The organism is Janthinobacterium agaricidamnosum (genome assembly GCF_003667705.1).
In the GTDB taxonomy this organism is placed as follows: Bacteria; Pseudomonadota; Gammaproteobacteria; order Burkholderiales; family Burkholderiaceae_D; genus Janthinobacterium.
The window spans coordinates 213,747-227,921 of the sequence record NZ_CP033019.1; the positions used below are offsets into that span (position 1 = coordinate 213,747).

General features: G+C 63.5%; 13 protein-coding genes. 8 read left to right on the forward strand and 5 right to left on the reverse strand.

Annotated elements, in window-relative coordinates; translation table 11 throughout:
* Window positions 1-226: 226 nt before the first annotated feature.
* The gene (locus D9M09_RS01020) at window positions 227-730 is read left to right on the forward strand and encodes a DUF3016 domain-containing protein (protein WP_070217741.1); all 504 of its coding nucleotides are present in this window, start codon (window positions 227-229) and stop codon (window positions 728-730) included.
* Window positions 731-868: 138 nt separating this feature from the next.
* Window positions 869-1,378, forward strand: coding sequence for a DUF3016 domain-containing protein (locus D9M09_RS01025; RefSeq protein WP_070312572.1), 510 nt, complete (start codon window positions 869-871; stop codon window positions 1,376-1,378).
* A 32-nt stretch (window positions 1,379-1,410) separates the two neighbouring features.
* Here D9M09_RS01025 and D9M09_RS01030 read toward each other — a convergent pair whose 3' ends face one another.
* The 3 genes from D9M09_RS01030 to D9M09_RS01040 all read right to left on the reverse strand — a co-directional run bounded on the left by D9M09_RS01030 (window position 1,411) and on the right by D9M09_RS01040 (window position 4,295).
* A complete protein-coding gene (locus D9M09_RS01030; RefSeq protein WP_083293640.1) occupies window positions 1,411-2,196 on the reverse strand; it encodes a substrate-binding periplasmic protein in 786 nt (261 codons plus the stop codon).
* Between the two features lie 71 nt (window positions 2,197-2,267).
* Entirely contained in the window at window positions 2,268-2,711 is a 444-nt protein-coding gene (locus D9M09_RS01035; RefSeq protein ID WP_070217768.1) for a thioesterase family protein, read from the reverse strand.
* A gap of 132 nt (window positions 2,712-2,843) precedes the next feature.
* On the reverse strand, window positions 2,844-4,295 hold the full coding sequence (locus tag D9M09_RS01040) for a PQQ-dependent sugar dehydrogenase (RefSeq protein WP_070312573.1): 1,452 nt from the start codon (window positions 4,293-4,295) through the stop codon (window positions 2,844-2,846).
* A gap of 216 nt (window positions 4,296-4,511) precedes the next feature.
* Here D9M09_RS01040 and D9M09_RS01045 point away from each other — a divergent pair, with 216 nt between their 5' ends.
* Complete coding sequence (locus D9M09_RS01045) at window positions 4,512-5,618, forward strand: S-(hydroxymethyl)glutathione dehydrogenase/class III alcohol dehydrogenase (protein WP_070312574.1); 1,107 nt, start codon at window positions 4,512-4,514, stop codon at window positions 5,616-5,618.
* A 116-nt stretch (window positions 5,619-5,734) separates the two neighbouring features.
* Window positions 5,735-5,968, forward strand: a complete 234-nt coding sequence (locus D9M09_RS01050) for a hypothetical protein (protein WP_070312575.1) — start codon at window positions 5,735-5,737, stop codon at window positions 5,966-5,968.
* 12 nt (window positions 5,969-5,980) lie between these two features.
* On the opposite strand, the gene D9M09_RS01055 is transcribed toward D9M09_RS01050, so the two are convergent.
* Entirely contained in the window at window positions 5,981-6,985 is a 1,005-nt protein-coding gene (locus tag D9M09_RS01055; protein ID WP_070312576.1) for a GlxA family transcriptional regulator, read from the reverse strand.
* 76 nt (window positions 6,986-7,061) lie between these two features.
* On the opposite strand from D9M09_RS01055, the gene D9M09_RS01060 reads away from it, so the two are divergent.
* The 3 genes from D9M09_RS01060 (at window position 7,062) to D9M09_RS01070 (ending at window position 11,387) form a co-directional block, all read left to right on the forward strand.
* Window positions 7,062-10,043: a polymer-forming cytoskeletal protein gene (locus tag D9M09_RS01060; RefSeq protein ID WP_121668388.1), complete on the forward strand. Its 2,982-nt coding sequence runs from the start codon at window positions 7,062-7,064 to the stop codon at window positions 10,041-10,043.
* 88 nt (window positions 10,044-10,131) lie between these two features.
* Entirely contained in the window at window positions 10,132-10,830 is a 699-nt protein-coding gene (locus tag D9M09_RS01065) for a dienelactone hydrolase family protein (protein ID WP_070292419.1), read from the forward strand.
* Between the two features lie 140 nt (window positions 10,831-10,970).
* Window positions 10,971-11,387 (forward strand): SRPBCC family protein, encoded by a 417-nt coding sequence (locus D9M09_RS01070; protein ID WP_070217725.1) that lies wholly within the window; start codon window positions 10,971-10,973, stop codon window positions 11,385-11,387.
* Window positions 11,388-11,504: 117 nt separating this feature from the next.
* On the opposite strand, the gene D9M09_RS01075 is transcribed toward D9M09_RS01070, so the two are convergent.
* Complete coding sequence (locus tag D9M09_RS01075) at window positions 11,505-13,121, reverse strand: M28 family peptidase (RefSeq protein ID WP_070312578.1); 1,617 nt, start codon at window positions 13,119-13,121, stop codon at window positions 11,505-11,507.
* Between the two features lie 135 nt (window positions 13,122-13,256).
* Between D9M09_RS01075 and D9M09_RS01080 the strand changes: the two genes are divergently transcribed.
* Window positions 13,257-14,138, forward strand: coding sequence for an alpha/beta fold hydrolase (locus tag D9M09_RS01080; protein ID WP_070312635.1), 882 nt, complete (start codon window positions 13,257-13,259; stop codon window positions 14,136-14,138).
* Window positions 14,139-14,175 lie beyond the last annotated feature (37 nt).

The following is a 14,175-nucleotide window of genomic DNA, read 5'->3' on the forward strand; positions in this document are numbered from 1 at the left end:
CACTATCTATACTTTATCGCTTAGGCAACTATATTTTCAAGACAATACTTTGTTTTAATTAATATTGCTAATGAATCTGCAAAAAAAGACGGCGCCTTTCCTTCCCGGCGGAAAAGCAGAAAAGTAACAAGGTATGAATTCCGCGTCAGAATGGACTGGAGCGCGCTATATTAGACAGGCATAAGAGGTGGCTCCATGCCACTCACATTTCCTGAAAGGGTACATCATGCAAAAGCAAACGACGCGCGCCCTGATCGCCGGCCTGGCCTTGCTGGCCAGCAGCGCGGCCTGGGCAGGAACTGAAGTGCGGTTCAGCAAACCGGATCAATACACGGACGTTCCGTTCAACCCGCAGGACCGTGACGAGGTATTGAAGGAACTGAGCCGGCATTTCGAGAAACTGGGCGCCTCGCTGCCGCCCGGGCAAACCTTGAAAATCGACGTCACGGACGTGGACCTGGCGGGACGTGAAAATCCATCGCTGCGTGCCGGCCAGGATATCCGCGTCATGAACGGCCGGGTCGACTGGCCGCGCATGCGCCTGCACTATGTGCTGGAACAGGATGGCAAGGTCATCAGCAGCGGCGATGCTGCCCTGTCCGACATGTCGTACCTGACCCGTCTCAATCCTTACTTCAGCAATGAAAAGTTGCGCTATGAAAAGTTGATGATCGATGACTGGTATGCCGATACCTTTGGCATCAAGGTAAAGCGCCACGCGCGCAAGTAAGCGGCCCGGTCAGCCGCGTGGCGCCACGCGAAACGTATTGCGCTACGGAAATGTTCACTTCAGGCTATAGTCAAGCAGGACAGGCAGAGGCCGGCATGGAGCTGCCGCCGGGCCGTGAACTTTCTGGAGGGAAGGCATATGCGTATTTCCACGATGACGAAAACATGGATAGCCGCCTTGGCGCTGGCTGCGGGCAGCAGTGCCTGGGCGGGCGTCCAGGTGACGTTCGAAAAACCCGACGACTATTCTGACGTGCCGTTCAGCTCGCGCGACAGGGAGCAGGTGCTGGCGGGCCTGGCGGATCACTTCAGCTGGTTGGGCAAGAGCTTGCCCCCCGGTCAGGACCTCAGGATCGAAATCACCGATGTCGACCTGGCGGGACGCGAAGACCCGGCCCGCCGCGGCGCCTTCGATGTGCGCGTGATGACGGGCCGTGCTGACTGGCCGCGCCTGCGTTTGCGCTATACGCTCGAGCAGCATGGCAAAGTCATTGCCAGCGGCAACGCTTATCTGTCGGATATGTCCTATTTGCAACATATCAACCGTTATTCCAGCAACGATGCCTTGCGCTATGAAAAGCGCATGATCGACGAGTGTTCAAGAATACCTTCGGCGTCAAGCCCCAGGGCCGCAGCAGTCCCGTCCTGACCTTGCAGCCGCGCGCCGTTCAGCGCAGGTAATCAACGCAAATAAGCGTCTTCGATGTGCGCCAGCTGGCCGTTCTGCCGCATGGCAAGCAGGGCGGCATTCATTTTCTCGATGAAATCGGTCTTGTAGGAAGGCGTGTTGCGCGCGCTGTAGGCGATGTAGGTGGCTTCGGACGACAGTTCCAGCACTTCGCGCAAGTGAAAACCGTAGCTGGCCAGTTCGCCTTGCAGCCGGCGCGCCGTATGGCGTGCCGCGCCGCGGTCGCTGGCGTAGCAATCGATGCGCCGCAGGGCCAGTTTCTTCAGATTCGCCTCATTGCCCTTGGCCGCATCCAGGCGCAGCAGCCCCTGGCGGGCGGGCGCCATCAATTTTTCCGACAGTAAAAATCCTGTGTTGACGCCGATGGTCAGGCCCGCAAAGTCGGCCGGGAAGTGCGTGCGCGGCGTGCGCATGACGGCGTCATGGCAAAACAGCACCACCGATTCGCGGTGCAGCATGGCCGAGTACGGCTGCACGTATGGCCGTTCCGTCTTGCGTCCGGGCGGGAACAAGCCGAAAACCTTGCCTTTTTCCAGCGCATCGAGCCCCCGTTTCCAGGGGCGCGGCTGCAGTTCCAGCCGGTACCCGGGCATCCGGCTGGCCGCCTGGCGCAGGATATCGATGTACATGCCCTTGAAAGCGCCGTTTTCCACATAGCTGTACGGCGCATAGTCATCGTCGCCGTACAGGATCACGGTTTGCGGCGCGGCCAGGGCGGGCGGCAACATGCCCAGCAGGGCCAGGGTCAGGCACAGTCTTGCCGTGATTGCTGATTGCATGCCGCTCCAGATTTAATGTCTTCCTGATAAGCATACAGCATGGCGGCATGACGGCCCGTTTAATCGATCCTTCAATCGATCCAGTTCACCAGTGGAAACTTGCTTGCGAACTCTTCCGCCATGGGCACGACCTGGCTGCGCTTGTAGTTGAAGAAGACAAAGCCGGACTTGGCCATCGCGATCAGGGTGTTGTCGCGCGGACGCGTGATGCGGAAGGTGATGTCGCCGCCATACTTGTTGAAATCCATGACGCCCACTTCGAACAGCAGCTGGTCGCGCGCATGGGCTTCGGCGCGGTAGGTGGTGGCCAGGTCGGTGACGATGATGCCGGTGCCGTCCGCTTCGATGTCGCGCACGCCATATTCGAACAGGAAGCGGGCGCGCGCCTCGGAAATCATGGAAATCATGGAATCGTTGCCGAGATGGTTGCCAGCGTTGATGTCCGTCGTGCGTACCGTCAGTTGCGAGGAATAGCAGTACTGGTCTTCAGGGAATTCAAGTTTCAAACGGGCCATGGTGTTCTCTTGGGCTGGTGCGCAGGGCGCGGCGAAAAAATCCAATTCTAGCCGGTTCGCCGTGCCCCGTCGAAAAACGCCGCCTCAGGCGTGCGCTGCCATGACTGCTTGCGCACGCTGACTGGCCTATGCTTATTTACGGACAATCCGGTACACCTTGCCCGTGCCGCTCAGCATGTACAGCTCGTTTTGCGCATCCTGGCCAAACGACAGGATGTTGCCCACGTTCGTGATGCCCCAGTCTGTCACAGCGGAGGCGGCGCCATTGCTGTAGCTGAAACTTTTCAGCCAGCCGCCGCAGTAGTCGGAATACAGGTATTGTCCCGCCAGTTCCGGCAAGGCCATGCCCCGGTACACATAGCCGCCCGTGATGGAGCAGTTGCCCGCACTGCCGGTGTCGTATTCGATAACGGGCAATACCAGACCCGCCTGATTGCAACTGGCGCTGTTGTAACAGTGCGCGCCTTCCATGATGTTCCAGCCATAGTTGTTGCCCGCCTGGCCCACGGGACGCACATCGACTTCCTCCCAGTTGGCCTGGCCCACGTCGGCGATGTACAGCAGCTGGGCCGGTACGTCGAAGGCGTAGCGCCACGGATTGCGCAAGCCGTAGGCCCAGATTTCCCCGCGCCCGTCCGCCGTGCCGGCAAATGGGTTGCCGGGCGGAATGGCGTAAGGCTGGGCTACCGTGCTGGCGTTGACATCCAGGCGCAGCAGCTTGCCCAGCAGCACATTCGTGTTTTGCGCATTGCGGGGCGGGTCGCCGCCACCGCCGCCGTCGCCTGTGCCCGCATACAGATAGCCTTCCGGCCCAAAACTGAGCAAGCCGCCATAGTGGTTGCTGAACGTGGGGTGGGCAATCGTGAGGATGGTCAGCGCGGACAGGGGATCGGCCACGTTGGCGTTGCCGGCCGACACTTGCCTGCGCTCGATGACGATATCGCCGGCCAGGTTGGTGTAGTAGATGAAAAAATAGCCATTGCTGGCGTACTGCGGATGGAAGGCCATCGACAGCAAGCCCCGTTCGCCGCTGGTGGTGGTGAGCGTGCTGATGTCGAGGAAGGGCGTGGCCAGCAGGTTGCCGTTCTGCACCACGCGGATGCGGCCGGGACGCTCCACGATGAAAAGGCGGCTGTCGCCGGGCGGCGCCGTGAGGAAGAGGGGGGAGCTCAAGCCGCTGGCCACTTCCTGCAGGCGCAGGGCCAGCGGCGCGGCCGCCGCATACAGGACGCTGGCGCTGGCCGTGGTGCCCGCATTGACTTGCACCTGTTGCGTGACGGGCGTGGGCGCCAGGCTTCCCGTGCCTTGCGCCACGCTGGTGGCATTGATGGTGTAGGCGCCGGGCGCCAGGCTGGTGAGCGTGGTGGTGGCCGTCAATGTCTTGCTGTACGACGCAGGCCCCGTGACCGTGACGGCGCCCGCCACGCCGGCCGGCAAGCCGCCGATGGTGACGGTCAGATCGCCCGTGGTCGCGCCGGGCACAGGGTGGTGATGGCCGCCGCCACAGGCGGCCAGCAGGGCCAGGCAGCATGCCAGCAGCAGGGCCAGCCAGGGGCGGGCAGAGCGGTGAAGGAAAGGGCGCATGTCAGTCTCCTGCGGGAACGCGGCAATGGCTGCTCGATCGGTGCTGGGCTTGTGCCAAGAATGCGCGTCTGTAGGGCGGGAAGATTGAGCTGGCACAAACGTGCGGCGCCATCGGACAAATGCGCCGCGTTTTCAGACAAGCGCGGGGTCCCTTGCGCCGCCCCGCTCACCGGCGTCCGATAATGGCGCATCTGAAACCGAGCAGGAAGACACCCCATGAAAACCAAAGCCGCGATTGCCTGGAAGGCGGGTGCCCCGCTGACCATCGAAGAAGTCGACCTGGCCGGCCCGCGCGCCGGCGAAGTACTGGTCGAGCTGAAAGCCACGGGCATTTGCCATACCGATTACTACACCTTGTCCGGCGCCGATCCGGAAGGCATCTTCCCTGCCATTCTCGGCCATGAAGGCGCCGGCGTCGTCGTCGACGTGGGCCCGGGCGTGACGACCCTGAAAAAGGACGACCACGTCATTCCCCTGTACACGCCGGAATGCCGCCAGTGCAAATTCTGCCTGTCGCAAAAGACGAATCTGTGCCAGGCCATCCGTTCGACCCAGGGCCGCGGCCTGATGCCGGACGCCACCAGCCGCTTTTCGCTGAATGGCCAGCCGCTGTTCCATTACATGGGCACGTCCACCTTTTCCAATTACATCGTCGTGCCGGAAATCGCTCTCGCAAAAATCCGCGAAGACGCGCCGTTCGACAAGGTCTGCTACATCGGCTGCGGCGTGACGACGGGCGTGGGCGCCGTGCTGTTCTCGGCCAAGGTCGAGGCGGGCGCCAACGTGGCCGTGTTCGGCCTGGGCGGCATCGGCCTGAACGTGATCCAGGCGGCGAAGATGGTCGGCGCCGACAAGATCATCGGCATCGACATCAACCCGGCGCGCCAGGCCATCGCCCGCAAGTTCGGCATGACGCATTTTATCAACCCGAACGAGGTGGAAAACGTCGTCGACGCCATCGTGCAGCTGACGGACGGCGGCGCCGACTACAGTTTCGAATGCGTGGGCAACACCAACTTGATGCGCCAGGCGCTCGAATGCACGCATAAAGGCTGGGGCAAATCGTTCATCATCGGCGTGGCGGCGGCCGGCCAGGAAATTTCCACCCGTCCGTTCCAGCTGGTGACGGGACGCGAATGGCGCGGTTCGGCCTTCGGCGGCGCGCGCGGGCGCACGGACGTGCCGAAGATCGTCGACTGGTATATGGAAGGCAAGCTCAACATTGACGACCTGATCACGCACCGCTTGCCGCTCGAACGCATCAACGAAGGCTTCGACCTGATGAAGAGCGGCGAATCGATCCGTTCCGTCGTGTTGTACTAATCTTATCGGATGTCCTCATTGCGCAACACTTGACGGACGGGGCTGGGCGGCAGGCTGTACTTCGCTGCCTGCCCCTGCTAGTGTGAAGACATCATGTCTTGCTTTGGGAGCCGTCCATGTTTGCCACTGCCTATCTCGCGACCTTGCGCCGCATGCTGCCCGTCTTCCTCGGCGCGGCCCTGTCTTCCCTGCTGGCCTTGTGGTGGAGCAATGTCGCCATCCTCGCCACGCCCGCCATCTGGCTGGCGCTGCTGGCCACCTATCTGCTATGCGCACTGCTGTTTACGCCGCTGGCCCGGCAAAGCCGCCAAGTGGCCACGCGCCACGTGCGGCACGGCAAGCCGCGCTGACCTTCGCTGCGCCTAGCGCGCCGTGCTGGAAAAGCGTTCGCGGTAGTCGCGCGGCGTGATGGCGAGTTTCTTTTGAAACAGGCGCCGCAGCCTGTCCTCGCTGTGCAAGCCCGCCTGCACGGCCACCTGTTTTAAGGAAGATACATTGTCTTCCAGCAAACGGCGCGCCACTTCGAAGCGGGCCGTGTCGATGAATTCCGTGGGACTGGTGCCCGTTTCGCGCTGGAAGACGCGCGTAAAATTGCGCTCGCTCATGGCCAGCCTGGCTGCCAGCAGCGGCACCGTGAGCTCGTCGGCCAGGTGCTCCATGATCCAGCCCTGCAATTGCCGGATGGTGGGATGCGTCGTCATCTGGCTCGACAGGTGCACGGAAAACTGCGACTGGCCGCCGGGCCGCTTCAGATACACGACCAGGTCGCGCGCCACTTCGAGCGCGATATCGCGGCTGAAATCGTCTTCCACCAGGGCCAGCGCCAGGTCGATGCCGGCCGTCACGCCGGCCGACGTCCAGAATTTCCCTTCCCGCACGAAAATCGCATCGGCATTGACCTGTATCTGGGGGTAGCGCTGGCGCAGGCTGTCCACGGCGCTCCAGTGCGTGGCGGCGCTCTTGCCGTCGAGTACACCGGCCTCGGCCAGGAAGAAGCAGCCCGTGCACAGCGCCGCCAGCGTATCGATGCGGGGCGCCGCCTCGGCCACCCAGGCGGCGAGGGCGGGAATGTCCTGCAAGACTTGCTCGACGTGGTGGCAGCCGACGATGACGGCCAGGTCGGGCAGGCGGCTGGCGTCGAGCGCCTTGCTGGCGTGCAGCGACATCAGGGTGTCGGACTCGACGGGACCGATGGCCGTCGAGGCGATGCGCACGTCGTAGCCGCCGGGCAGATTGCGCAGGCGCAAATGGGTGTTGGCGTAGTCAAACACTTTCATGGCGCCGATGGCTTCGAGCGCCTTGAAGCCGGGATAGACGATGATGTCGACGGTGCGCAGGGGGAATTCTTTGGGGCTTTGCTTGATCATGCGATATGCGTGAAGGAGATAAATACTGCCATAATGCAATAACAGCGATGGCGTAGATTAGCATGGAATAATCCGCGTGCCCGCTGGCTCCCCACCCACCGGATTCCTCGATATCGTGCGCTTACTTCACTTTTTTGCCGCCCTGACATTGCTGCTGGGCTCCTCGCTTGCCCACGCGGCCACGCTCAACTTCAATGGCGGCACCGTCAGCGGCTGCAGCCTGAGCACGGACGGCTTGCAATACACGTGCGCCTCGCTGGCGCCGGGCTCCACCGACGTCATCGTCATCGGCAGCGCGTATGGCGTGACGGTCAACAGTTCCCTGGCGATGAGCTACAACCAGGGCTTGACGATGAGCGGCAATGCCGCGCTGACGGTCAAGGGCAATCTCGACATCAAGGACATCAATCCGTCGAACCTGAAAGTGACGGGGGGCAGCTTGAGCGCCGAGGGCGGCACTTTCCTCATGGGCGCGCAGGAACAGACCATTACGGCAAATATTTCCGCCACCACCATCAAGATGGGCTCGAACAACGTCAAGGTGACTGGCAAGATCAGCGCCAAGGGCCCGGTGGAAATCGCCTCGGGTTCCGTCATCAACGGTCCCATCAGCGGCACCGTCGTCAATATCCTGGCCTCCAGTACCCGCATCCAGGGCGATATCACGGCGACCACCTCGCTGACCATCGGTTCCGGCAGCCAGGTGACGGGCAATCTGAAATCGCCGACGATCGACTTGAAGGCATCGGGCCTGCTCGTCACGGGCGACGTGGACGCCAGCAATTCCTTGTCGATCGCTTCCGGCAATGGCATCAAGGGTAATGTGGACGCCGGCGAGGTGACGCTCGACTCGTCCAACGCCTATATCACGGGCAACGCCAAGGTCGACCACATCACCCTGGGCTGGCAGGGCCGCGTGCAGCAGACGATCACTTGCAAGGCGTACACGCCGTCGAACCCGTGCAGTTGCGTGACGAACAACAGCGGCTGGGCTTTCAGTGAGCCGATGGGGCCGAAGTGCGGCCCGGGCACCCAGGCCGGGCCGGATCACTTCCAGATCACGCATCCGCCTTCGGCGCTCAGTTGTGCGCCCGCGCCCGTGACTGTGACGGCCTGCGCCGACGCGGCCTGCAGCACCGTCTACACGGGCGCGGCCCAGGTCACGCTGACGCCGGGCGGCGCCGTGGCACAACTCAACGCGACCCTACCGGCGACAGGCACGGCCGCGTCCAGCGTGGCGCAGACCACGCCGGCCAGCAACGTTCCCTTGGGCCTGAGCAGCACGCCGGCGACGACGGGGGCGCTGGTATGCAAGAGCAGCGTCGACGGCAGCGTGACCAATTGTCAGATGGCATTTGTCAGCAGCGCGCTGCAGGTGAGCGGCCTCCCCCGTTATTCTGAGGCCGAGGGGCCCATCGCCATCAGCGCGCTGCAGGTGTCGCCGTCGAACCCGCGCGCCTGCGTGCCCTTGTTTGCCAACCAGAACAAGACCTTGCAGTTGCGCTGCAACTACGCCAATCCCGGCACGGGCACCTTGCCCGCGCGCATACAGGACAAGGATGGCACGTATAAACCCCTGGCCGCCAACGCGGGCAGCGCCTGCAGCGCGACCGGTGCGCCCGTGCAACTGGCCTTCGATGCCGACGGCCTGGCCACGCCGAACATGCTGTACGCCGATGCGGGTGCGCTGGGCCTGACGGCCACGTATGCCCCGACCAGCGGCAGCGACAGCGGCCTGACCATGACGGGCAGCGGCAACGTCATCGTGGGACCCCGGCGTTTCGTGTTCAGCGCCATCGCCACGCCGCAGCGGGCGGGCCTGGCAGTGCTGCCCGTGGCGCCGGCCACCCGCATCAGCGTATCGGCCGTGAACGTGGCCGACGCCGTGACGGCCAATTTTGGCAGGGAAACGACGGCGCAGACGGTGCTGCTGAGCAGTAGTCTCGTCGCGCCCACCTTTTCCGGCGCCGCCAACCCCGCAGTCGCGGGCAGCCTGACTTTTAACAACGGCATCGGCACCGCCAGCAACCTGAGCTGGGCGGAAGCGGGCACCATCCAGTTTACGGCGACGATGGCCACCTACCTCGGGGCCCCGCCGCCCGCCGTCAACGGCGTCATCCCGCCGTTCACCACGGGCGCCAGCAACAGCGTGCAATTCATCCCGCACCACTTCGTCACGGAGGTGCCTGGCACTGAGCCCATGCCTTGCAAGGCGCCATTGTCCTGCGCGGCGGGCAGTTTCATCTATGCGCAGCAGCCGTTCAAGCTGCGCGTCACGGCGCAGAATGCCGCGAACGGGACGACGCTCAACTTCGACGGGCGCGACACGGCCCTGACGGCCCAGGTGGCCTTGCGCGCCTACGATGCCGCCACGGGCCTGACGGCCTTTCCGCCGGCGGCGCCGTCGGGCAGCCGGCTGAGCGACGGGACTGCCGCGCAAACGACCGTGACGGGCATCGCGCCGGCCAGCTTCACGGCGGGCGTGGCCAGCAGCCAGATCGCCTACCGCTTTCCCGGCGCATTTGCGGTACCGGCCGGTACGGTCGCGCTGGCGCCGCCGACCGACGTGCTGTTCCGTGCCACCACTACCTATGCCGGCGGCACCGTCGTGACGTCGGCGCCGTCCGATGCCGGCACGGAAGCGAAGCTGACCATACTTACGGGCCGCATCATGGTGCCCCATAGCTACGGTTCCGAGCGCCTGCCTATACGCCTGCCCGTACAGGTGCAATACTGGAATAGCGGCTGGCTGGGCAATGTGTCCGATAGCGTCACGCAGTTCGGGAGTGCCGGGGTCACGCTAGCCAACTGCGGCAAGGGATTTACCTCGGGCACTGGCGCGTGCAATGGCGTTCTGAAAGTGCAGGGCGGCACCTATGCATTCAAGCAAGGCGCCTTGCCTCCACCCAATGGGCAACTGGTCTTGCTGGCACCCGGCGTGGCGGGTAGCGTCGACGTGTCTGTCAGCGGCTTGCATTACCTGCCCAGCACCCTGGGGCACGTCGTCTTTGGCATCCTCAGATCGGGTCCCGTGATTTACCTGCGCGAGATGTATTGAGCCTGGACCAAGGGCGGGCGCAGACACGGCGAAAAACCAGTAACATGCCTGCTTGTGACATCCTCCCCAACCTCAGACTGGAGTTTCTATGAGCACAACTTCGCAGTGGATCGATATCGCCGGCCCGGACGGCAGCTTCCAGGCTTACCTGGCCGTGCCGCACGTGGGCAAGGGCCCGGCCATCATCCTGTTGCAGGAAATTTTCGGCGTCAACGAGCACATCCGTGCCGTGGCCGACCAGTACGCGGCCGATGGCTATGTGGTGCTGGTGCCGGACCTGTTCTGGCGCGCCGGCGCGCACATTGAACTCGGCTATGACGCGGACGGCTGGAAGCGTGCCGTCGAACTGATGCAGGCCACCGACAATCCGCACGCCGACGCCGATATCGCCGCCACCGTCGCCGTCCTGCGCGCGCGTCCGGAAGTGACGGGCAAGCTCGCTTCGGTCGGCTACTGCTTCGGCGGCCGCCTGTCGTACCAGGCCGCCGCGGCCGGTCTGGTCGACGCCGCCATCGCCTATTACGGCGGCGGCATCCAGAACAAGCTGGACCTGGCCGACAAGATCCAGGTGCCGCTGCTCATGCATTTCGGCGGCCAGGACAGCCATATTCCGCCGGAAGCCGTGCAAAAGATCGCCGAACGCTTCGAAGACCGGCAAGACGTGGAAATCCATATCTACCCGGGCGCCGAGCACGGTTTCAACTGCACCCACCGCGACAGCTACCAGCAGCGTGCCGCGGCCCACGCGCATGGCAATTCGCTGATTTTCTTGGCGGAAAATCTGTAAGGCAGCCATCCCAGGCTGGCCAGTGGCCATGGTTTGCTCAGCAGCAAAGCCGCATGGGCGCTAAAATAGCGGCTGTGCCGGGCAACTCCGGCCGGCCGGGCGCGGCGCCCGGCAAACCTGGATGAGGAACCGAATTAAAGATGGCCCAAGTAATTGTTTCTGTAACATTGGCGGCAAGCGCCGAAAGAGTGTGGGATTTTATCGGCGGCTTCCAGTCGCTGGCTGAATGGTCGAGCTCCATCAAGACCAGTTTGTCCGAGCATGGCGGCCGCGTGCGCCGCCTGAAAACCACGGACGGCGCCATCATCGCCGAACGCCTGCAAAGCTACAGCGAAGCGGACAAGAGCTACAGCTACACCATCGTCTCGGGCCCGATCCCCGTCAAGAACTACCGTTCCACATTGCGCGTCACGGGCGAACCGGGCGCCGCTTCCTGTGTGGCCGAATGGTCTAGCGAGTTCGACGCGGCCGAAGGCGTGGAAGAGGTCATGGTGGGCGCGTTCCAGCATTTGTACGAGACGGCATTCGTCGACCTGAAACGCATCATGGCGATTTGAATCAACGAGGTAGGTCGGATTAGCGGCTACGCCGCGTAATCCGACACCACCAACTCTGCTGACAATGTTGTCGGATTACGCAGGGCGATGCCCCGCTAATCCGACCTACGCTTGACGTCAGCGTTTCACTTTTCCAAATGCCTCGCCCTTGTTCCATACCGGCAAATTCTTGTCGTTCGCCACTTCGTAGCCCAGGTTCAAGGTGAACTGCGCCTGCTGCACCATGCCGGACAAGTCCCACGACGGGTGATACTCATCGGTGACCTGGTGGTAATCCTTTTTAAACGCGACCAGACGCTCGCTCGACGCTGTCGGCTCCTTGACGAAGTCGAACGAGCCGTCGCCGGAAAACACGGCCGAGCCCACGTTGAAGGCGGGCACGCCGGCCTTGGCGAAGGCAAAATGGTCGGCCCGGTAAAAGGCGCCGGACAGGTCGGGGATGGTCGGCGCCAAACGCAAGCCCATGCGCTTGGCGACCTTGGCGGCGCTTGCGTACAGGCTGCTGCGCTCGGCGCCGGCCACGCCGATGTCGTGCGTCTTGCCGACGAAGTTCATGCTGTCGAGGTTGAGGTCGGCGGCCGTCTTCGCCAGCGGCCACAAGGGCTTGCGCGTGTAAGCCGTGCTGCCCAGCATGCCCGTTTCCTCGCCGGCCGGCCACAGGAAGATCTGCGTGCGCCGCGCCGGCTGTTTTACGGCCACTTGCGCCATGGCCAGCAGGGCCGCCGCGCCCGAGGCATTGTCGATGGCGCCGTTGTAGATATGGTCGCTCTGTCCTGCGCGGGCGCTGCCTTCCTCATCCTTGCCCAGGTGGTCCCAGTGGGCCGAGTAAATGACGGCTTCATCCTTGAGCTTCGGGTCCGTGCCCGGCACGATGCCGGCCACGTTGAATTGCTCGATGCTGCGCACCTGGCTATTCAGTGCCACCCTGACCGTCGCGTTCAGGGCCACGGGGCGGAATTCGCGCGTTTCCGCCTGGGCGCGCAAGGCGTCCAGGTCCTGTCCGCCCGCCTGGAACAGGGCGCGCGCCATGTCTTCCTGCAGCCAGCCTTCCATCGCATTGCCCGCGCCGGCCAGGTTGAAGCGTTCATGGCCGAAACCGTTGGCGGGCACCGACCATGGGTAGGAAGCGGACTCGGTCGTATGGATCAGCAGCACGCCGGCGGCGCCCTGGCGCAGCGCTTCCTCGTACTTGTAGACCCAGCGGCCGTAATACGTGAGGGACTTGCCGGCAAAACGGTTTGGCTCGGCTGCGGTCGGCTGCGGGTCGTTGACCATCATGATGACGAGCTTGCCCTTCAAGTCGATGCCCTTGAAATCGTCCCAGCGTTCCTCGGGCGCGCGGATGCCGTAGCCGGCAAACACGACGGGCGCGTCGAACGCCACTGTCTGCTGGCCATTCGCCGCGCCAAAGACGATGTCCTTGCCGAAGGCGGGAGACAAGGTCTTGCCGCCCGCGCTGAACGTCACCTTACTCGATGGCAATGCCTTGCTGCCGACGATGGTCAGCGCCTGGCGGTAGCTGCCATCTTTCAATGGCTGCAAGCCGGCCACGGCCGCCTGCGTTTCCAGGTAGCGCACGGCCAGGTCGCCGCCGCGCTGGCCCGTGCCGCGTCCTTCGAGCAAATCGTCGGCCAGGAAGGACAAATGGGCGCGCAAGGGCGCTTCGGCAACGAGCGGTTGGGCGAGGGCAGCCGTGCTGAACAGGCTGGCGGCGAGGACGACGGGAAAGCGCATGACAACTCCAAAAGTGAATACGGGAAAGCAAAGCAGCGGCAATCTTACTCTACCGCAATGCTCTGGCGTAGCGCGCGGCGTGCGCAAGCCGATTGCGGCCACAATGGCCGCTGGCCCACCGACAAGGAGCGTTCCATGACTGCCACCGATTTGCAAACGAGCAATACCCTGCGTACCGCCGACGGCACCTTGATTTATTACAAGGACTGGGGCAGCGGCCCGCCCGTCGTCTTCAGCCACGGCTGGCCATTGTCGTCCGACGCCTGGGAAGACCAGATGTTTTATCTGGCCGCGCACGGCTACCGCGTCATCGCGCACGACCGGCGCGGCCATGGCCGCTCCAGCCAGCCCTTCGATGGCAACGACATGGATACCTATGCCGACGACCTGGCCGCCCTGATCGACGCGCTCGACCTGACGGGCGCCACCCTCGTCGGTCACTCGACGGGCGGCGGCGAAGTGGCGCGCTACATCGGCCGCCATGGCACGCAGCGCCTGGCGGGCGCCGTGCTGGTGGGCGCCGTGCCGCCGCTGATGCTGCAAACCACGGAAAACCCGCTGGGCTTGCCGCTGTCCGCGTTTGACGCCATCCGCGCGGGCGTGCAGGCCGACCGCAGCCAATTCTTCCGCGACTTGAGCGAGGCCTTCTATGGCTATAACCGGCCCGGCGCGACACCGTCGCAGGGCGTGCGCGACAGCTTCTGGCGGCAAGGCATGCAGGCGGGCATGCCGGCGTCCTACCTGTGCATCAAGCAATTTTCCGAGACGGATTTCACGGGCGACCTGGCCAAATTCGACGTGCCGACCCTGGTGATCCATGGCGACGACGACCAGATCGTGCCGATCGCCGCCTCGGCGCGGCGCACGGCTGAGCTCATCATCGGCAGCAAATTGCTCGTGTATGCGGGCGCGCCGCACGGCCTGGCGACGACGCACAAGGACCGCCTGAACGAGGACTTGCTGGAGTTCTTGCGCCACTCGGTCGATGCGGCAAGCAATATCGAGGCGCATCTGTAAAACAGCCGAATCTATTGCAAAACACATAATATTGCTT